This window comes from Bradyrhizobium diazoefficiens USDA 110, from assembly GCF_000011365.1.
GTDB classification, from domain to species: Bacteria; Pseudomonadota; Alphaproteobacteria; order Rhizobiales; family Xanthobacteraceae; genus Bradyrhizobium; species Bradyrhizobium diazoefficiens.
In genome coordinates this window covers 2,666,993-2,686,806 of the sequence record NC_004463.1, presented here as the reverse complement: position 1 = coordinate 2,686,806, position 19,814 = coordinate 2,666,993, and the positions used below count along the sequence as shown (strand labels likewise).

Annotated in this window: 17 protein-coding genes; 9 read left to right on the top strand and 8 right to left on the bottom strand. The window is 66.1% G+C overall.

Translation table 11 applies throughout. The annotated features are described in order from the left end of the window. Window positions 1-15: 15 nt before the first annotated feature. The 3 genes from BJA_RS12080 (at window position 16) to BJA_RS12070 (ending at window position 5,426) form a co-directional block, all read left to right on the top strand. On the top strand, window positions 16-2,079 hold the full coding sequence (locus tag BJA_RS12080) for a membrane protein (RefSeq protein WP_011085249.1): 2,064 nt from the start codon (window positions 16-18) through the stop codon (window positions 2,077-2,079). A gap of 390 nt (window positions 2,080-2,469) precedes the next feature. Further along, window positions 2,470-2,874: a DUF2946 domain-containing protein gene (locus BJA_RS12075; protein ID WP_038967401.1), complete on the top strand. Its 405-nt coding sequence runs from the start codon at window positions 2,470-2,472 to the stop codon at window positions 2,872-2,874. A 155-nt stretch (window positions 2,875-3,029) separates the two neighbouring features. Then, the gene (locus BJA_RS12070) at window positions 3,030-5,426 is read left to right on the top strand and encodes a TonB-dependent receptor (RefSeq protein WP_011085247.1); all 2,397 of its coding nucleotides are present in this window, start codon (window positions 3,030-3,032) and stop codon (window positions 5,424-5,426) included. Between the two features lie 74 nt (window positions 5,427-5,500). On the opposite strand, the gene BJA_RS12065 is transcribed toward BJA_RS12070, so the two are convergent. Both BJA_RS12065 and BJA_RS12060 read right to left on the bottom strand, forming a co-directional pair. After that, window positions 5,501-6,016 carry a GNAT family N-acetyltransferase gene (locus BJA_RS12065; protein WP_011085246.1) on the bottom strand — a complete coding sequence of 172 codons (516 nt, stop codon included), beginning with the start codon at window positions 6,014-6,016 and terminating at the stop codon, window positions 5,501-5,503. 260 nt (window positions 6,017-6,276) lie between these two features. Further along, window positions 6,277-6,768, bottom strand: coding sequence for an NUDIX domain-containing protein (locus tag BJA_RS12060; RefSeq protein ID WP_011085245.1), 492 nt, complete (start codon window positions 6,766-6,768; stop codon window positions 6,277-6,279). A 92-nt stretch (window positions 6,769-6,860) separates the two neighbouring features. Between BJA_RS12060 and BJA_RS12055 the strand changes: the two genes are divergently transcribed. After that, window positions 6,861-7,742, top strand: a complete 882-nt coding sequence (locus tag BJA_RS12055) for a metallophosphoesterase family protein (RefSeq protein WP_011085244.1) — start codon at window positions 6,861-6,863, stop codon at window positions 7,740-7,742. Between the two features lie 125 nt (window positions 7,743-7,867). Here the strand turns inward: BJA_RS12055 and BJA_RS12050 are convergent, their stop codons facing one another. The 3 genes from BJA_RS12050 to BJA_RS12040 form a co-directional block, all read right to left on the bottom strand. Then, on the bottom strand, window positions 7,868-8,422 hold the full coding sequence (locus BJA_RS12050; protein WP_063921412.1) for a hypothetical protein: 555 nt from the start codon (window positions 8,420-8,422) through the stop codon (window positions 7,868-7,870). 188 nt (window positions 8,423-8,610) lie between these two features. Beyond that, window positions 8,611-8,820 (bottom strand): DUF4170 domain-containing protein, encoded by a 210-nt coding sequence (locus BJA_RS12045; protein WP_018323282.1) that lies wholly within the window; start codon window positions 8,818-8,820, stop codon window positions 8,611-8,613. A gap of 70 nt (window positions 8,821-8,890) precedes the next feature. Beyond that, entirely contained in the window at window positions 8,891-10,525 is a 1,635-nt protein-coding gene (locus tag BJA_RS12040; RefSeq protein ID WP_063921411.1) for an isocitrate lyase, read from the bottom strand. A gap of 229 nt (window positions 10,526-10,754) precedes the next feature. Here BJA_RS12040 and BJA_RS12035 point away from each other — a divergent pair, with 229 nt between their 5' ends. After that, entirely contained in the window at window positions 10,755-12,200 is a 1,446-nt protein-coding gene (locus tag BJA_RS12035) for a helix-turn-helix domain-containing protein (protein ID WP_011085241.1), read from the top strand. 187 nt (window positions 12,201-12,387) lie between these two features. On the opposite strand, the gene BJA_RS12030 is transcribed toward BJA_RS12035, so the two are convergent. Beyond that, on the bottom strand, window positions 12,388-12,681 hold the full coding sequence (locus tag BJA_RS12030; protein WP_027543691.1) for an antibiotic biosynthesis monooxygenase: 294 nt from the start codon (window positions 12,679-12,681) through the stop codon (window positions 12,388-12,390). A gap of 228 nt (window positions 12,682-12,909) precedes the next feature. Between BJA_RS12030 and BJA_RS12025 the strand changes: the two genes are divergently transcribed. Next, window positions 12,910-13,716: a hypothetical protein gene (locus BJA_RS12025; protein WP_028175044.1), complete on the top strand. Its 807-nt coding sequence runs from the start codon at window positions 12,910-12,912 to the stop codon at window positions 13,714-13,716. Window positions 13,717-13,888: 172 nt separating this feature from the next. After that, window positions 13,889-14,245, top strand: coding sequence for a hypothetical protein (locus tag BJA_RS12020; RefSeq protein ID WP_038967397.1), 357 nt, complete (start codon window positions 13,889-13,891; stop codon window positions 14,243-14,245). Between the two features lie 169 nt (window positions 14,246-14,414). On the opposite strand, the gene BJA_RS12015 is transcribed toward BJA_RS12020, so the two are convergent. Both BJA_RS12015 and htpX read right to left on the bottom strand, forming a co-directional pair. Further along, window positions 14,415-15,056, bottom strand: coding sequence for a tetratricopeptide repeat protein (locus BJA_RS12015; RefSeq protein WP_028175046.1), 642 nt, complete (start codon window positions 15,054-15,056; stop codon window positions 14,415-14,417). A gap of 137 nt (window positions 15,057-15,193) precedes the next feature. Further along, window positions 15,194-16,165, bottom strand: a complete 972-nt coding sequence (htpX, locus tag BJA_RS12010; protein WP_011085237.1) for a zinc metalloprotease HtpX — start codon at window positions 16,163-16,165, stop codon at window positions 15,194-15,196. Between the two features lie 275 nt (window positions 16,166-16,440). On the opposite strand from htpX, the gene BJA_RS12005 reads away from it, so the two are divergent. Together BJA_RS12005 and BJA_RS12000 are read left to right on the top strand one after the other, a co-directional pair. Further along, complete coding sequence (locus tag BJA_RS12005; RefSeq protein WP_038967394.1) at window positions 16,441-17,799, top strand: HlyD family secretion protein; 1,359 nt, start codon at window positions 16,441-16,443, stop codon at window positions 17,797-17,799. Then, complete coding sequence (locus tag BJA_RS12000) at window positions 17,799-19,736, top strand: glycosyltransferase (protein WP_171463840.1); 1,938 nt, start codon at window positions 17,799-17,801, stop codon at window positions 19,734-19,736. Before BJA_RS12005 ends, BJA_RS12000 begins: the two co-directional genes overlap by 1 nt. Window positions 19,737-19,814 lie beyond the last annotated feature (78 nt).

Here is a 19,814-nt window from a genome sequence, read left to right as displayed (position 1 = left end):
TGATAGGTCTGTCTGATGAATTACGGCATCGCGTTCACGCCGCTTGTTCCCGCGATCGTCCTCTGGCTCGCGCTGGCCGCGATCGTCGTCATCGCGCTCGTGCTGGTGCTGGCGCGCGCGCGCGGCGCCGCGGTGCGCGTGGCCGCCCTGGTGCTGTTCCTGCTGGCGCTCGCCAATCCCTCCTTCACCCGCGAGGACCGCGATCCCCTCACCTCGGTCGCCGCGGTCGTCGTAGACAAGAGCCCGAGCCAGAATTTCGGCAACCGCAATCGCGAGGCGGCCCAGGCGCAGGAAGCGCTGGTCGACGGACTGAAGAAGATCAAGGGCCTCGAGGTCCGCGTCGTCGACGCCGGACAGGCCGACGGCGAGACCGACGGCACGAGATTGTTCGGCGCCCTCGCCTCGGCCTTGTCGGACGTGCCGGTCGACCGCGTCGCCGGCGCGTTCCTGATCACCGACGGCCGCGTCCACGACATTCCCGCGAACGCCGCCGCGCTCGGCTTCCAGGCGCCGGTGCACGCACTGATCACCGGGCAGAAGGACGAGCGCGACCGCCGCATCGCGATCACGGCGGCGCCGCGCTTCGGCATCGTCGGGCAAAACCAGACCATCACCTACCGGCTCGACGACCAGGGCGTTTCCGGCGAGCGCGCCAAGGTCACGGTTCGCCGCGACGGCGAGGTCATCAACGAGCGCACGCTCTCGAGCGGCCAGACCGCGAGCGTGGACGTCGACATCAAGCATGCCGGCCCGAACATCGTCGAGATCGAGGCCTCGCCGCTCGAGCGGGAGCTGACGCCGGTGAACAATCGCGCCGTCGTCGCCATCGACGGCGTGCGCGACAAGCTGCGCGTGCTGCTGGTCTCCGGCGAGCCGCATTCCGGCGAGCGCACCTGGCGCAATCTGCTCAAGTCCGACGCCAGCGTCGATCTCGTGCACTTCACCATTCTCCGCCCGCCGGAGAAGCAGGACGGCACGCCGATCAACGAATTGTCGCTGATCGCGTTTCCGACCCGCGAGCTGTTCCAGCAGAAGATCAACGAATTCCAGCTGATCATCTTCGACCGCTACGCCCGCCAGGGCGTGCTGCCGATCGCCTATTTCGACAACATCGCGCGCTATGTGCGCGCGGGCGGCGCGGTGCTGGTCTCGGCCGGTCCCGACTATGCCTCCAACACCAGCATCTGGCGCACGCCGCTGGATTCGGTGCTGCCGGCCGAGCCGGTCGGCGTGACCGAGAAGCCGTTCTATGCGCACCTGTCCGACATCGGCAAACGCCATCCGGTCACGCGCGGGCTGGAGGGCTCGGCCAGCGAGCCGCCACGCTGGAGCCGGTTCTTCCGCACCGTCGACACCCGCAATTCCGTCAACCCGCCGGTCATGACGGGCGTCGACGGCAAGCCGCTCTTGTTCCTGTCGCGCTTCGGCGAGGGACGCGTCGCGCTGCTGCTCTCCGACCACATCTGGCTGTGGGCGCGCGGCTATGAGGGCGGCGGCCCGCATCTCGATCTCTTGCGGCGGATGTCGCACTGGCTGATGAAGCAGCCGGATCTTGATGAAGAAGCGCTGCGCCTCCAGGTCCAGGGCAAGGATCTCGTGGTGGTGCGCCAGACCATGTCGGACAGCGTCCAGCCGGTGAGCGTGACCTCGCCATCGGGCGTGTCGCGCGACCTGACGCTCAACGCCGGCGATCCCGGCGAGTGGCGCGCCAGCCTGCCGGCCAACGAGCTCGGCCTGTGGCAGGCGACCGACGGCACGCTGAAGGCGCTGATCAATGTCGGCCCGACCAATCCGAAGGAGTTTTCGGAAGTCACCTCCACCACCGAGACCCTGAAGCCGCTGACGCAGGCGACCGGCGGCAATGCCGTGCGCGTGGTTGATGGCGCCAGCGTCGAGCTGCCGCGCATCGTGCCGGTGCGCTCGGTGAGCGTCTTCCATGGCGACGGCTGGATGGGCGTGCGGATGCGCGACGCCAGCGTCGTTAAGGGCGTCGGCGTGCTGCCGATCTTCGCCGGCCTGATCGGCCTGCTGCTGCTGCTCGGCGCCTTCGCCGCGACCTGGGTCCGCGAAGGGCGGTGAAGCCCGATAGCTTGAAGTCGAATCGAATTCGGCCAACAGCGACGCTCTCTCCGTTCCCTCCCCCCTTGTGGGGGAGGGGCAGGGAGGGGGGTGCCACACGGGGACTCTTTCCGTCGCGCACTCACACGCGATGCGTTAATAATCGGCACCTTTTCCAGGGCTACCCCCCTCCCTAGCCCTCCCCCACAAGGGGGGAGGGAACGCACCTCCATCGGGGCGCTAGGCCAGGCTTTTCCACCAGGCGTTAGTTGCCCGAACGACACATCGGGTCGGCTGCCTGCAGGCGCGGGGCCGACCTGCCGTTGACATCCGTTCCTCGTTCCTGCGATGTTACATTATAACATCGCGGTATCAGAGGGTGATCCTCGCGATGTGGGGTGGCGTTTCCAGATGAAGTGGTTCCGGTCGAATATCAGGCACGGCGCCCGGCTCGCGTTGTTCGCGATGCTGGTGCAATTCGCGCTGGCATTCGGCCACAGCCACTGGTTCGTCCAGGCCGCCTCCCTCTCCCAAGCCTCGCTCCAGCAGACCGACACCGCCAAGGCGATCGCTTCGACCGACCGCGCCGCGGTCCAGAAGCAATCGCCTTCAGGATCCGACCGGGAGCAGCCGGGCGACGACAATTGCGCCATCTGCGCCGTGGTCGCGATGGCGGGCACTGTGGTGTCCGCGACGCCGCCTCTCCTGGAGCTGCCGCAGGCGATCGAGCTGCTCCACCGCACCATCGACGCCGAGTTCATCCATCTGAAATCGGCCGGCACGGCGTTCCAGCCCCGCGCCCCACCCGCGTCCTGACTCTCGACATCGCTTGATCACGCCCGGGCTCGCCGCGCCACACGCGCGGACGATCGCCCGGGAGCCGTTGAAGTCGAATTCCGTCGCGCCGCGACGGCAGGCCGCCTCCGATCATCAGACAAGCATGCGGACGGCGCCTGACTGGAATCAGGACCATGTCATTTGAATTGCGACGCGTGCAGCGTCTCGCAGGAGCAAGCCTGCTCCTGCTCGGCGCCGCCGCCACATCCGCGCTCGCCCAAGAACCGGTACAACAGCCGGTACAACAGCCTGCGCAGGACAAGTCGTCGGCCGAGCTCCCCGCCATCACCGTGACGGCGCCGAGCCCGATCGTGCGCAGGGTGGTACCGACCCGCAGCCCGGTCCATGTCGCGCGCACCGGACGGTCGCGGAGCCAGCAACACGCGGCCGAAGCTACGCCGCCAGCCGCGGCGTCTGCCGCCGCGCCTCAGCAAGGCGTGCTGCCCATCGTGACCAACCAGTTCGCCACCGTCACGGTGGTGCCGAACGAGGAGATCCGCCGCGAGGGCGGCGGTCAGCTCGGCGATCTCTTGTTCTCCAAGCCGGGCATCACCGGCTCGAGCTTCGCGCCCGGCGCCTCCAGCCGGCCGATCATCCGCGGGCTCGACGTCAACCGCGTCGGCATCGTCGAGAACGGCACCAATTCGGGTGGCGCCTCCGACCTCGGCGAGGATCACTTCGTCCCGATCGATCCGCTCGCGACCAACCAGGTCGAGGTGGTGCGCGGGCCGGCTGCGCTCCGCTACGGCTCGACCTCGATCGGCGGCGTCGTCAGCGCGACCAACAACCGGATTCCGGATGCGCTGCCGAGTTGCGCTCCGTCGTTCCAGACCTACGGCCTCCCGACCAAGGCGCCGCTGGCAACCGCCGAGACCTCGCCTTGCGTCACGGCCGAGACGCGCTCCGCATTCAGCTCGGTCGATCGCGGCGTCGAAAGCGGCGTGCTGCTCGACACCGGCGGCGGCAATTTTGCCTTCCATGCCGACGTCTATGGCCGCACCACCACGGACTACGGCATCCCGAGCTATCCCTATCTGAACGACCAGACGCGATCCGTCGCCAACGGCCGCCAGCCGAACTCGGCGACGCGCTCGGACGGCGCCTCGATCGGCGGCTCCTACTTCTTCCAGGGCGGCTATATCGGGGCTGCGATCACGCAGAACGACTCGCTCTACCACATCCCCGGCATCGACGGCGCCGACCACAACACGCGCATCGACGGTCACCAGACCAAGATCAACGTCAAGGGCGAGTACCGTCCCGATGCGGCCGCGATCGACACGATCCGGTTCTGGGCCGGCGCGACCGACTACCGGCACAACGAGATCGGGCTTGCCGATCCCGCCGACCCCAACAGCGACGGCGTGCGGCAGACCTTTACCAACAAGGAGCAGGAGATCCGCACCGAGGTGCAGCTGATGCCGTTCAACGCGCGCTTCGCCGAGGTGACGACGGCGCTGGGCTTCCAGGTCGGCCACCAGGAACTGACCGCGCCGAGCCCGGACAATCCCGGCACGCTGTTCAACGGCCTGTGGGACCCCAACAACAACACGCGCGTTGCTGGTTACGCCTTCAACGAGTTCAAGTTCACCGACGCGACGCGGGCGCAGATCGCCGGCCGCATCGAGCATGTCGAGCTGCACGGCACGACGCCGAATTTCCCGGCCGACTTCCTGCCCGACGGCACGCCGCAGGTGGCGATCGCGCGCAATCCGTCCTACACGCCGAAGAGCGGCAGCATCGGCCTGTTGCAGGACCTGCCGGGCGGCATGGTCGGCAGCATCACCGCGCAATATGTCGAGCGCGCGCCGAAGGCGGCGGAACTGTTCTCGCGCGGCGCGCATGATGCGACCGCGACGTTCGACATCGGCAATCCGAACCTGACGATCGAGACCGCAAAGTCCGTCGAGCTCGGCGTGCGCAAGGCGACGGGGCCGTTCCGGTTCGAGGCGACCGTCTACTACACGCATTTCGACAATTTCATCTTCCGCCGCCTCACCGGCGTGATGTGCGGCGACGACTTCGCCTCGTGCGGCACGCCCGGGGCCGAGCTGAACCAGGCGGTCTACTCGCAGCGGAACGCGAACTTCCGTGGCGGCGAATTCCAGTCGCAGCTCGACGTCGGCGCGTTCCAGGGCGGCATCTGGGGCATCGAGAACCAGCTCGACGTGGTTCGCGCCACCTTCACCGACGGCACCAACGTGCCGCGGATTCCGCCGCTCAGAATGGGCGGCGGCGTGTTCTGGCGCGACGACAACTGGCTGATGCGCGTCAACCTGTTGCACGCCTTCGCGCAGAACAACGTCGCCGTGATCGCGGAGACGCCGACGGCAGGCTACAACCTCCTGAAGGCCGAGGTGAGCTACAAGACCAAGCTCGACCGCAACTGGTTCGGTGCGCGCGAGATGATTGCCGGCGTCGTCGGCAACAATCTCCTCAACGAGAGCATCCGCAACTCGGTGTCCTACACCAAGGACGAGGTGCTGATGCCCGGCATCGGCGTGCGGGCGTTCGCGAACTTCAAGTTCTGATCGCCTCCAGCCGGGGCCTGCGGGCCCCGGTACACCCACGTCGAGCGAGCAGGCTGTCGCGGCATCACACGCCGCTACCCCCGCGCCTTGCTCCAGTCGGGCACGACCGCTCCCGACACGCCCTCGAAGGCGCCGTCGACGAGCTCGAACACCAGGATGCGGGCGGCGTCGACCGGGCCCGGCATGGTGACGCGCCCCTTGGGGACCGGCTTGAAGCCGACGCGGCTGTAATAGGGCTCGTCGCCGACCAGCAGCACCAGGCGGTGACCTCGCTCCTTGGCGTCCTTCAGCGCGCGCTCCATCAACAGACGGCCGATGCCGCGGTCGCGGAACGGCGGCTCGACGGTGAGCGGCCCGAGCAGCAGCGCCGGCGTCTCGCCGACCAGCACAGGCAATTGCCTGACCGAGCCGACCAGCAGCGTGCCGATTCGAGCGGTGAAGGACAGTTCGAGCAGATGGTCGACGTGCTCGCGGATGCGGTAGGCGCTGAGCACGAAGCGGCCGGGGCCGAAGGTGCGCTCGTGCAGCCGTTCGATCGCCTGGGCGTCGCCGGCAGCTTCGGGAAGGATGGTGAGCGAGAGATCGTTCATGTCGGCATGCGTCTTCGAGCGAAGTGGACCCGGGTTCGCGTCATGAAAACGCGTCAATGAGGGGAGCGGGATAACATCTCGGAGGGCTGCGGTCCATCGGGCTCATACCGGGCCGAACTGCCGGCCGGGCTGCGGCTGAGGATGGTCGCGAAGCTCCAGTCCGGATAACCGATACTGTGCAGCTTGTCCGCGAGATAGCCATCGGTTGCACGGGCGAGACCGGTGTCGAGCCCCGCCAACGGCCAAAGCGGCGGTTGATCTCACCGCCATGTCGCAATCAACGGCGTGCCATCCAGCACTTCCACGATTCTTTGCCGCGTGCCCGGCGTGGTGCCCTCGGGCAGCGCATTGATCGCGAAGAACCCGCATTCGACGATCTCGTGGTTGGGCTCGGGCAGGCGATCCTGCCTGAACTGCCTGACGACGTAGACCGCGACGTGGTCGCGGCGGGAGACGTGACTGTTGAGGAAGATGCCGTGCAGCGCGGCGTCTGCGGTGAGGTCGATGTCGCCCTCCTCCTTGAGCTCGCGCCGCATCGCCTGCTCCATGGTCTCGCCGAGATCGACGCCGCCGCCGGGCAGATACCAGCCGGAGATGTAGCTGTGCCTGACCAGGAACACCCTGTTGTCGGAATCCAGCACCACGGCGCGAACGCCGAGGGTCATGCCGCGAACGAGCAGGAAATAGGCGTGGAAGATTCGCCGCAGCAGCGGCTCGAACTTCCGTCGGATGCGGTTCAGACGATCTCCCATCAGGTTCTCTTTGGTCCCCTCTTCAGGCTGCGCTTGCGCAGTCCTCGCGACCTTGCCATTACAGCGGAGCAATAGCGAGGCACTCGCGCGCCATGGCTTCCTTCACGCTCGCCCATCTGTCCGACCCGCATCTGCCGCCTTTGCCGAAGCCGCGGCTGATCGAGCTCGCCGGCAAGCGCGTATTCGGCTACGTCAACTGGACGCGCAACCGCCACAAGTACCAGCGCCGCGAGGTGCTCGACGCACTCGTTGCCGACGTCAAGGCGCAGGCGCCCGACCACATCGCGGTGACGGGCGATCTCGTCAATCTGGCGCTGGACGCGGAGTTCGCGCCGGCGCGCACCTGGCTCGACGGCGTCGGCCCGCCCGACCGCGTCACCACGATTCCCGGCAACCACGACGCCTATGTCCGCGCCACCTATCATCGCTTCGGCGAGACCTTTGCGCCCTATCTTGCAAGCGACAACGGAAGCGCCGGCTTTCCGGCCCTGCGCCGGCGCGGGCCGCTCGCGCTCATCAGCCTGTCCACGGCGGTGCCGACCCTGCCGCTGATGGCGACGGGCACGCTCGGGCGCGCTCAGCTCGCAGCGCTCGAACGAGTTCTCGAGCGGCTCGCGACCGAAGACGTCTTCCGCGTGCTGCTGGTGCATCATCCGCTAAAGTCCGATGCGCGCCACAAGCGAATGACGGACGCGGCCGATCTGCTGGCGCTCTTGAAGCGCCACGGTGTCGAGCTGGTCCTGCACGGCCACGACCACATTCATTCGACGATGTGGTTCGAGGGCCCCAACGGCAACATTCCCGCGATCGGCGTGCCGTCGGCGTCCGCGCTCGCACACGGGCGCTACCCGGCGGCGGCGTATAATCTGTTCACGATCGAGAAGGACAATGCCGGCTGGCGCTGCGAGCAGACGGTGCGCGGGCTCGGGTCCGGATTTCAGATTGGGCAGATCAAGCATGCGAGGTTGGTTTGAGGCCACTGTCATTCCGGGGCGCGCCGAAAGGCGCGAGCCCGGAATCCATTCAGCCGCATACGCTGTGGCCCGATGGATTCCGGGTTCGCGCTGATGCGCGCCCCGGAATGACGGCGGTGGGAAATTCACCAGCTCCGCAAGGCCGCCAGAACGGCGAAGCCGAACAAGGCGGCGGCGCCGAGGATGAAGCCGAACACGAACGGCCAGACGCGCGAGCGCGCCGGCCGCTCCGCGGCCTCCGGCTTCGGCTCGGGCAGGACCACCATCGCATGCTCGCGCTCGATCATGCGGCGGGCGACATAGTCGGTGACGGCCTCGACGATCACGGACGTGTCGTGCGATTCGGCGAGCACGATGCGGCCGAAGTGGGTGTCCTGGACGAAGCGATACATCCGCTTGTCGCGCCCCATCATGATGTGCGCGACGACGTCGATCCAGAGTCTGGGCGTATCGCCCTGGCTGATGCCGCGGTCGAACAGGTCGATCTGCTCGGGCACTTGTGCAAACAGGGGATCGAGCGCGTCGTTGAGGATCTCGAGCCGCGCCACCTCGGCATCGCGCAAATCGACGACGACGCCGGTCCGGTCGGCGGCCTCGATCCGCGCGCGCAGCAGCGCGTCGCGCAGCCGCACCGGGCGCGGCTGGCTGGGATGGGTCCCGCTGGTCTCGGGCTCTGACATTGTCGGCCTCGTCCTCACTTGCCTCCATTAACCTATCAGCAACCACACCTTCCGCAAAGGGTCCACAATTCCAGATACTTACGGCACCCACAGCTGTCTTACCTGTGCCAAAAACAGACGATCCCACCCGGCTTGCGCCGGATGGGCCCCTCCGTCCTTGGACGTCTTCTTGATTGGTCAGGCAGCCGTCAGGCCGAGACGCGCGACGGCTCTTCAACGATGGAGAAGCGGACGCCGGCCTTGTGGCGGTTCTCTTCCGAGACCGTACGCCAGGCATCTTCGGCTTCCTTGCGGGTCTTGAACGGCCCCTGCACCTGGGCCGAGCCTTCCACGAGCTTGTGGAAGTTCATCGAGCCGAACTCGCCGCCGATCACCCAGAAATTGCTGCCCTTGGTCATTGTCAGTCTCCTGTTGAGGTGCGTGACCAGTCCGGGCTCCGAGGGGACCCCGGACTGATCAATTCCGCCGTTAGCCGAACTGGTTCATCGTGTTGTGCGCGCCGCCCGCCTTCAGGGCGGCCTCGCCGGCGAAGTACTCCTTGTGGTCGTCGCCGATGTCGGAGCCGGCCATGTTCTGATGCTTCACGCAGGCGATGCCCTGACGGATCTCGGCGCGCTGGACGTTCTTGACGTAGCCGAGCATGCCCTGCTCGCCGAAGTACTCCCGGGCCAGATTGTCGGTCGAAAGCGCCGCGGTGTGGTAGGTCGGCAGCGTGATCAGGTGGTGGAAGATGCCGGCACGCTTGGCCGAATCCGCCTGGAAGGTGCGGATGCGCTCGTCGGCTTCCTTCGCCAGCGGCGTGTCGTCATATTCCGCCTTCATCAGCTCGGCGCGGTTGTACTTGCTGACGTCCTTGCCGGCTTCCTTCATCGCGTCGTAGACCTGCCAACGGAAGTTGAGGGTCCAGTTGAACGACGGCGAGTTGTTGTAGGCCAGCTTGGCGTTCGGAACCACCTCGCGGATGCGATCGACCATCTTGGCGATCTGCTCGATATGCGGCTTCTCGGTCTCGATCCAGAGCAGGTCGGCGCCGTTCTGCAGCGAGGTGATGCAATCCAGCACGCAGCGGTCCTCACCGGTGCCCGGGCGGAACTGGTAGAGGTTGGAGGGCAGCCGCTTCGGACGCATCATCTTGCCGTTGCGGTTGATGATGACGTCGCCGTTGCGGGCGTTCTCCGCGGTGATTTCCTCGCAATCGAGGAAGCTGTTGTACTGGTCGCCGATGTCGCCGGGCTTGTGGCTGACGGCGATCTGCTGCGTGAGGCCAGCGCCGAGCGAGTCGGTGCGGGTCACGACGACGCCGTCTTCGACGCCGAGCTCGAGGAAGGCGTGGCGGCAGGCGCGGATCTTCGCCAGGAAGACATCGTGCGGCACGGTGACCTTGCCGTCCTGGTGGCCGCACTGCTTCTCGTCCGAGACCTGGTTCTCGATCTGGAGCGCGCAGGCGCCCGCTTCGATCATCTTCTTGGCGAGCAGGTAGGTCGCCTCCGCGTTGCCGAAGCCGGCATCGATGTCGGCGATGACGGGCACGACATGGGTCTGGAAGCCGTCGATCTTCTCGATCAGCTCCTTCTCGCGCGTCTTGTCACCTTCCTTGCGGGCCTTGTCGAGGCTGCGGAAGATGTCGTTGAGCTCGCGCGAGTCGGCCTGGCGCAGGAAGGTGTAGAGCTCTTCGATCAGCGCCGGCACCGAGGTCTTCTCGTGCATCGACTGGTCGGGCAGCGGTCCGAACTCGGAGCGCAGCGCCGCGATCATCCAGCCGGAGAGATACAGGTAGGTGCGATCGGTCCTGCCACCGAAGTGCTTCTTGACCGAGATCAGCTTCTGCTGGGCGATGAAGCCGTGCCAGCAGCCGAGCGACTGGGTGTACTTGGTGGGGTCGTTGTCATAGGCCGCCATGTCGGCCCGCATCAGCGCCGCGGTGTAGCGGGCGACGTCGAGGCCGGTCCTGAAGCGGTTCTGCAGGCGCATGCGCGCGACGGCCTCGGCCGACACCCCGTTCCAGGTCGGCTGGGTCTCGAGGAGCGCCTTCGCTGCATCGATCTCGCTCTGATACGAGGCCGGCGCCTGGAAAGTGCTGATGCCACGGGGCTGGTAGTTCATGTGCCTGATCCTTTCGCTGACGATGGCGATGGCTGGCCATCGACATTCTTGACAGTGCATTGCGAAATGCGTGTCACGACGTAAACGCGAAAACGGAAACTTCGTATAGATGGCTTGTTTTTTATTGGTGATGTCATGTAACATCAGAACATGTAATAGATGTTATTTTGTAAAGTTTGTAAATTATAGGTCAGCGAGACTGTCCTTAATGGCCCTGGAGATCTGAAGAATGCCCGCCGAATCCGGGAAGAAACTGTTCGTCGGCCCGCGCTTCCGGCGGATCCGGCAGCAATTGGGCCTGTCGCAGACCCAGATCGCCGAGGGGCTCGGGATCTCGCCGAGCTACGTCAACCTGATCGAGCGCAACCAGCGCCCGGTGACCGCCCAGATCCTGCTGCGGCTGGCCGAAACCTACGACCTCGACCTGCGCGACCTCGCCACCGCCGACGAGGACCGATTCTTTGCCGAGCTCAACGAGATCTTCTCCGATCCCCTGTTCCGCCAGATTGACGTACCCAAGCAGGAGCTGCGCGACCTCGCCGAACTCTGTCCCGGCGTCACCCACGCGCTGCAGCGCCTCTACGCGGCCTATACCGAGGCCCGTCAGGGCGAGACGCTGGCAGCCGCGCAAATGGCCGACCGCGACGTCGGCACGCGCTATGAGGCCAATCCGGTCGAACGCGTGCGCGAGCTGATCGAGGCGAACCGCAACTATTTTCCGGAACTCGAACAGGCCGCGGAGACGCTTCGCGACGAGCTGAACGTGCCGGCCGAAGGGCTCTACGCGGCCCTTGCCGCGCGCTTGCGCGAAAAGCATTCGATCCAGACCCGCATCATGCCTGTCGATGTGATGCGCGAGACGCTGAGGCGCTTCGACCGCCACCGCCGCCAGCTCCTGATTTCGGAACTGGTCGACCCGCCCGGCCGCGCGTTCCAGCTCGCCTTCCAGCTCGGCCTTGGCGAATGCGCGCAGCAGCTGGAGACCATCATCAACCGCGCCGGCCCGCTCGACGACGCGCCGCGGCGGCTGTTCCGCATCACGCTCGGCAATTACTTCGCAGCGGCCGTGATGATGCCCTACCCGGCCTTCCTCGCCGCGGCGGAAGCGCTCAACTACGACATCCACGTGCTGGCGCAGCGCTTCAATTCCGGCTTCGAGCAGGTCTGCCACCGCCTCACCACCTTGCAGCGGCCGAACGCGCGCGGCATTCCGTTCTTCCTGCTGCGCGTCGACAATGCCGGCAACGTCTCCAAGCGTTTCTCGTCCGGCACCTTCCCCTTCTCGAAATTCGGCGGCACCTGCCCGCTGTGGAATGTGCACTCGACCTTCGACACGCCGGATCGCCTGCTGAAACAGGTGATCGAGCTCTCCGACGGCACGCGCTATTTCTCGATCGCGCAGATGGTGCGCCGCCCGGTCGCGCCGCACCCGCTGCCGCAGCCGCGCTTCGCCATCGGCCTCGGCTGCGAGATCCGCCACGCCGCGCGCCTCGTCTACGCCGCCGGCATGGACCTGGAGAAGACGGAAGGCACGCCCATCGGCGTCAACTGCCGCCTCTGCGAACGCGAAAACTGCGCCCAGCGCGCCGAGCCGCCGATCACGCGTACGCTGATCCTGGACGAGACGACGCGGCGGGTGTCGAGTTTCGCGTTCTCGAACGCACGGGAGTTGTGAGGGCGAAGGCTCGCGCTTGGCTTTAGATGCAGCCACAAACTCGCTGTCGTCCTGGCGAAGGCCAGCACCCACAACCACCGAATTATCATGCAAGCGCAGGTGGCGGCCACGCGTCGCAAAACTCCTCCCTGGGGTAATGGGTCCTGGCTTTCGCCAGGACGACATTGGGAGGCAGCGATCCGTCCAACTACGCCAGCGTATGCACGATCACCGGTCCCGCGGCGGCGCGCGCGTCGCCGGCGAGCAGCGGGCCGAGATCCTTCTCGATCCAGGCGATCGCGCGCCGGTTCGCCTCCTCCGCCTGCTCGAACTTGTCGAAGATCGAGATCGCTGTGACCGTGTCGTCGCCGGCATAGACGACGTAATAGGCGCGGAAACCGTCGACGTCGCTGATGATCGGAACGGCGCCGTCCTTGATGCGGCGCGCCAGCTCCTCCGCGCTCCCGCTTTTCGCCTTGGCCTGACGGATGGCGGCATACATGGCTTCCTCCTCCCGGCTATTAATGTGGGCTTTGTGCCCGGACTGGATGTTACGCCGAAGCGCGGGGCCCGGATACCCTCCTTGGTTAACCCGGCACTAATCCGTCTGCGCGATCTGCAACCAATGGTTAAGCACGCCTCAACATCGCTGCCCTAGTCTCGCCCCACTCACGTTTCGCAAACAACGGTGGCCTATTCTGCCGGGCGAAGTGACATCAGGGGGTTCATCATGCGCATTGCGTTGCTGCTGACCGCAACCATTGTCGGCGCGCTTTTCGCCAGTCCATCCAATGCCGGATCGCTCGATGCATCCGCCGAGGCAGCGCAGGCGCTGCCGCCGGGCTTCCAGAGCTACCGCGGCTACATGTTCGACCTGTCGGAGAACTCCGATCGTAAGGACGTCGACAAGCTCACCGACAATCTGAAGCGCCAGATCGACGTCGTCGAAGGCGCCGGCCTCTCCCCGCGCGTGCTGCGTTTCTTCCATACCGTTCCGATCGTCGCGAGCGAGCTGGCCTGCCTCGACGAAGGCGCCGCGACCGCGTGCTACGGCAGGGTCACGCCGGACATGCAGCGCACCGCTCCCCGGACGCTGACGGTCTGGGACCCCAACAAGCAGCGCTGGACCAATCCGAATGCCATCGACCTCGCCGTCGATTCGGGGCTCGGCGTGATCATGCTGCGGCCGGACATGATGCGGTACGAGAAGGAGGCGGTGCTGCTGCACGAACTGCTGCACGCCTATCACGCGCGCCTGTTGCCGGACGGCTACGCCAACAAGGGCGTGATCGGCTATTATGCCCTGGCCAAGTCCAAGGACCTCCTGCCCAAGGAATCCTATGCGCTGAAGAATCCCATGGAGTTCTTTGCCGTGACCGCCAGCATCTTCCTGGCCGGAAAGAGCGAATTCCACGACCCCAAGTCGCGCGAGACGCTCAAGGAGAAGATGCCGGACTATTACAAATACCTGGTCGGCGTGTTCGGCTTCGACCCCGACCCGACTGCGTCAAGCGGCCCGGTGGCCTCGCTGAAGTGAGGCGGACCTAGCCCATCTGCACCAACCAGGCAAAAAGCCGCGCAAAATGCGCGGCTTTTTTTGTTTTGGGTCCCGGAAGCTGCGGATGACGCCCGGCCGGGAATTGCCAAGGCGGGGCCCGATCTGCATAGTCCCGCCCGCATCGATACTGTTTTCAAGGGGATAGAAGAACATGGCGGACGCCGACCTGGATGTCGTGATCCGGCAACTGGCCAGACAGCTGCATACGGGCCTGATGACCCGCGCCAAGGAGCGGCGGGATCGCTTCAACGGCCTTGCGGCCAAGGCCAAGGGCAAGGAGACCGGCGACCGCTTCAAGATGATGGCCAAGACCACCATGGAGCAGGCCACCGCCGCCGCCAAGCGCCTCCAGATGTCCGCCGACAACGTCGCCGACAGCTACGCACGATCGATGCGAATCGCGGCCAGCACGCCGATCGCGGCGAAGGTGGAGAAGAAGGCGAAGGAAGAGAAGCCGGCGAAGAAGGCGGCCAAGGCGAAGAAGGCGAAAGCCAAGAAGGCGAAGTAGGCGCGCCCGCGCCCTTCACCTCTCCCCGCTTGCGGGGAGAGGTCGGATCGCCTCGGCGATGCGAAGCATCGTCCGGTGCGATCCGGGTGAGGGGGTACCGGTCTCTCGACAGCCTCATGCGTGGAGAGAGCCCCTCTCCCCGTAAGAACGGAGAGGGAGACAACTCCCCTCACCGCCGCGGTGCTGAAACCCGGGTCGGCTCGGCGCTGGCGAGTTCGGCGAGCTTGGCGCGCGCCGCCTCGCGCGTGCGGGCATCCTTGCCGGCGGGCAGCGCGAGAGCGGCTTCGAAATCGGCGCGCGCATCGTCGGCCTGGCCGCGGGCGAGGAACGCCAGGCCACGGTCGAGCCGGGCCTGCGCATCGGAGGGGGCGAGACGGACCGCCGTGTTGTAGCTCAGGATGGCGCGATCGAGATCGCCGGTGGCGGCGAGCGCAAGACCGCGCTGGTGATAGGGCGCGGCGAGCTTGGGATCATGCGCGATCGCCTCGTCGTAATCCGCAATGGCGAGCTCGAGGTCGCCGTTCTGCCGGCGCGCCTCCGCGCGGTCGCGATAGAGCGAGGCGCGATTGGGATTGAGGTGAATGGCCTCGTCGAAATCCGCGATCGCCCGCCGCCAGTCGCCGTGGCGCAGCGCGATCCGCCCGCGCCCTTCATAGGCAAAGGCGATCAGAGAACCGCGGAGCGGCGAGAAACCGATCACGGCCGCGCAGATGTCGGGCTCGTCCTCGTCCCCGCAATTGACGACCATATGCGTGGACAGGCCGATCAGCACGCCCAGGACGATCAGCAATGGTACGGCAGCTCTGGTCATCTTCGACGGTGACCGGCGACGGGCCGGCCACGCATCCCCTTTCGAAGGAAGTGTCACGGCGAGGTGTTAACACCGGCCGGGACGATCCTGTGTGCGCCAGGTCACAAAGCCACGCGCAAATCCTTGCCGGTTCCGGATTAGCCCCAAGGCCCACGAGAAGGACCTTGCGAAGGACCACGCCAAGGACCGCGCGAAGATGAGCGGCCCCACGGGCTCGCCGGCGGATAGTTCTCGTTGGCGCCGACCGACGGCGCCGCCTGCGCGCCGAGCTCGGCCGCGAGCTGCTGGAGCGCCGCGATACGGTTCTGCGTCGAGGGATGGGTGGCGAAGAGATTGTCCACGCCGTGGCCCGACAGCGGATTGATGATGAACATGTGCGCGGTCGCGGGATTTCGTTCGGCCTCGAAGTTCGGGACCTGATGTGCGGCGCCCTCGATCTTCACCAGCGCCGAGGCCAGCCACATCGGCTGGCCGACGATGCGCGCACCGAGATTGTCCGCGGCATATTCGCGGGTGCGGCTGATCGCCATCTGCACCAGCATGGCGCCGAGCGGAGCGAGGATCATCATCAGGATCGAGCCGACGATGCCCGGGCCGTTGTTGTTGTCGCGGTGGCCGCCGAAGAACATGCCGAACTGCGCCAGCATCGAGATCGCGCCCGCGATGGTCGCGGTGATCGTCATCAGCAGCGTGTCGTGATGCTTGATATGCGCAAGCTCATGCGCGATCACGCCGGCGAGCTCCTCGCGGCTGAGCTGGTGCATCAGGCCGGTGGTGACGGCAACGGCGGCGTTCTCGGGATTGCGGCCGGTCGCGAACGCGTTGGGCTGCGCCTCGTCCATCAGGAATACACGCGGCATCGGCAAGCCCGCGCGGCCCGCAAGCTCGGCGACGAGACCCACCAGTTCCGGCGCGGTCGAACGGTCGACCTCATGGGCGCCGTACATCGAGAGCACCATGCGGTCGGAGTTCCAGTAGGTGAAGAGATTGGTCGCCGCGGCAATGACGAGCGCGATCATGGCGCCGGAGGCACCGCCGATCAGATAGCCCACGCCCATGAACAGGGCGGTGAGGCCTGCGAGAAGCATTGCGGTACGAAGATAGTTCATGGCCGTCTCCCGAACCGGCCGCGGGCGAGCCTCCAGCCGGCATCTTCGAAGTATGAATGCCGCCGGGCATCGCAAGGGTTCATGCGGCGCGGAGCCGCAGATCCAAAGCCGCGCGGCCAGCCTTTCCCCAGTCGCTAAAGCTTGCACAAAAACACGCGCGAACGCTTAGCAACCTGGAAAGCCCAGCCTCGGCTAAATCTGCGGTAGCGGGGCACACCGCACGGTTGTTGCGCATTGACCGGTTCCGTGGGCTCCCCGTCAACCAGGTGACCGTCATGGTAGACCGCTTACGCGCCGCTTCCATCGACCCCGCATCCACTCCTTCCCCTCACGAGACCAAGAGCGAGACCAAGACCGACGCGAAGGGATTACAGGAGGCGCTGCACGAGCAGCTGTTCGCCGATGACGAAACCGGCCACGCATGCGAGGCGCAGACGGCGCCAGAACCAGGGCCGCGCTGGCCGCATCTGCGACGCGGCGCCAAGATCGCCATTGGACTTGCCATCATCGCCGTGTTCGGCTGGCTGCCGCTGCGTGCGATCTGGGAGTATTCGAGCGTCGAGGCGGTGCTGAATTCTCGTCTCGTCACCCTGCGCACGCCGATCGGCGGCCGCGTGGTCGCCGCCCAGCCCATTACCGATCAGGCCAAACTTGACGCCGGAACCGTGCTCCTGCGCGTCGTGAACTCGCGCGGGGATCGCACCCGGCTCGACGATCTGCGACGGCAGAAATCGCGCCTGGAGATCGAGCGGCCGAGCGTTGCCGCCAAGCTTGCCGCGGCCCAGGCAGCCCAAAAGGATTTGGCGCGGCAGGCCACGCAATTCCGCGAGGGACGCGTGCTTCAGCTCGAGGCCCGCATCGCCGAGATCCAGACCTCGATCGAGGCGGCGGCAGCGCGGCGGGACGAAGCCAGCGCCGCCGTCGAGCGCGCATCCTCGCTCGCGAAGTCCGGCAATGTCTCGACGGTCGAGCTGGCGCGGCTGACGCGCGAGCTTTCCGTGGCACAGCAAACCGAGCTCGGTGCGCGCAAGCGGCTGGATGCCGCGAAGGTCGAGCTCACGGCGGCACAGAACGGCTCGTTCCTCGGCGACAGTTATAACGACCGCCCGAGCTCGGTGCAGCGCGAGGAGGAGATGCGTCAGCGCGCCGGCGATCTCGAGGCTGATCTCGCGCGCACCGACACCGAGATCGCCTGGCTCGCCAACGAGATCATCATCGAGGAGGCCCGCTTCGCCGATCTGTCCGAAGCCAACATCACGACACCCGTTGCGGGCCGCGTCTGGGAGATGATGACCTCGCCGGGCGAGGACGTGCAGGCCGGCCAACCCCTGCTCAAGATCCTCGATTGCAGCGGCGCCGTCATCACGGCCAATGTCACCGAGAACGTCTACAATCGCCTGCAGCTCGGCGACCGCGCCAGCTTCGAGCCGAATGACGGCGGCGAGCCGATCTCCGGCACCGTGGTCAATCTGACCGGCGCCGCCGGCGCGCCCGCCAATCTCGCCATCAATCCGGATGCGCTCAGCAAGGAGCCCTATCGCGTGACCGTGGCGCCTGGCGATGCCGCTGCCCACGCCTGCACCGTGGGGCGCACCGGCCGCGTTGTGTTTGCCCGGCGCGAGACCGCACCGTGATGACGGCGTTGACGCCAGGCCTGATCACGCTCGGCGCCTTCATGGCGGTCGTGCCGCTGCTCCGGCGCGACAGCACGATGGCGCGCTCGTTCCTGGCCGTCGTGTCGCTGGTCTTCCTGCTCCGCTATCTCTATTGGCGTGTCACCGCGACACTCCCACCACCGCATCTGACGGCGGACGCCGTGATCGGTTATCCCTTCATGCTGCTGGAGGCGGCCTCGCTCGTCGCGGTCGCATTGTCCCTGCTGTTTCTGAGCCGGACCATCGACCGCACAGGTGCGGCCAGGATCGACGGCCGAGCCATCGATCCACACGCGCCGCTGATCGACGTCTTGATCTGCACTTACAACGAGGAACGATCCATCCTCGAGCGCACGATCATCGGCGCGACCGGTATGGAGTACGGCAATTATCGCGTCTGGGTGCTCGACGACGGAAGGCGCCCCTGGCTGCGGCGCCTCGCGAGCGAACTCGGCTGCCATTATCTCGCGCGGCCCGACAACCACCACGCCAAGGCAGGCAACATCAACCATGCACTCAAGCACGTCGGCGCCCTGCCGGAACGACCGGATTTCGTGGCCATTCTCGACGCGGACTTCGTGCCGCGGCCCGACTTCCTCGCGCGCACTATCTCCCTCATGGACGACGCTTCGGTCGGCGTGGTGCAGACGCCGCAGCACTTCATCAATCCCGACCCGATCCAGACCAACCTCGCTGCAACCGATGTATGGCCCGACGAGCAGCGCTTCTTCTTCGACATCCTGATGCCGGCGAAGGACGCCTGGGGCGTCGCCTTCTGCTGCGGCACCTCATCGCTCATTCGCTACGCCGGGCTGGTGCAGATCGGCGGCTTTCCAACCGACTCCGTCACGGAAGACTACCTCGTCACCCTTCGCCTGAAGGAGCGCGGCTTCAACACCATCTATCTCAACGAACGGTTGACGATCGGGCTCGCGCCGGAGGGGCTGAAGGAATACATCACCCAGCGTGCGCGCTGGTGCCTCGGCCTGATGCAAATCGTGCGCGGCCGCAGCGGACCGTTCTCGCAGGACTCGAAGCTGTCCTTTATCGACCGGCTCTCGCTGGTCGATGCCTTCATGAGCTGGTCGGCGGTCTACACGTCGAAGGTCGCGGGACTGATGGTGCCCTGGCTGTTCCTGCTGTTTGGCATCAAGGCGGTGCAGGCGGACCTCACCGAGCTATTGCGCTTCTTCCTGCCGTTCTACGTCTGGCACGGGCTCAGCATGGCCTGGCTGTCACACGGCCGTTCGCTCGCCATGATGACGGACGTCTCGCAACTCATCGCCGCGCCCGCGGTGCTCAAGGCGGTGGCAGCCGGCCTGTTGAAGCCGAAGGGACACAAGTTCAAGGTCACGGCGAAGGGCGGCGACCGTGACAGGAGATTTGTCGAATGGCCGCTGCTGCGGATCTATGGCTGCGCGCTCCTCATCACGCTGGCGGCCATTGCCTATGCCTTCATCCTGCACCTGCGCGGCGAGAACATCGCCTATGGCGGACTGGCCCTGGCCTGGAGCCTCTACAACGCGCTCATCCTCACCGTGGTCTGCTTCGTCTGCATCGAGCAGCCACGCAAGCGCAAGGCGGAGCGCTTCGATCGCAATGAGCCGATCCTGTTGCGTCAGGACGGCAAGTGGCATCTGGCGCGGCTCGCCGATATCTCCATTACCGGCGCCCGGCTGATCGATCCCGATCCGCCGGCACCCGGCAGCACGATCGACTGCCGCATCTATGGCCGCTCGATCGCGGCCATCGTTGTGCGACGAACCACGGACGGATTCGCGGTGCGGTTCGAGGAAGGCATGGATACGCGCGTGCATGCGATCCGGGCGTTCTATGCCGGCGAGTATGTCCGCGCCTATCGTGGCGTCAGGGCGCTTCCGGTCGGAAAAGCGCTGCTGATGCGTCTGTTCGGCTAGGCTGGCGCGGCATCCGCTCCCTCGCATTCCGCTTATTGGCATGGCATGGAAAGGATGGCCTGAGGCCGTCACTTCACC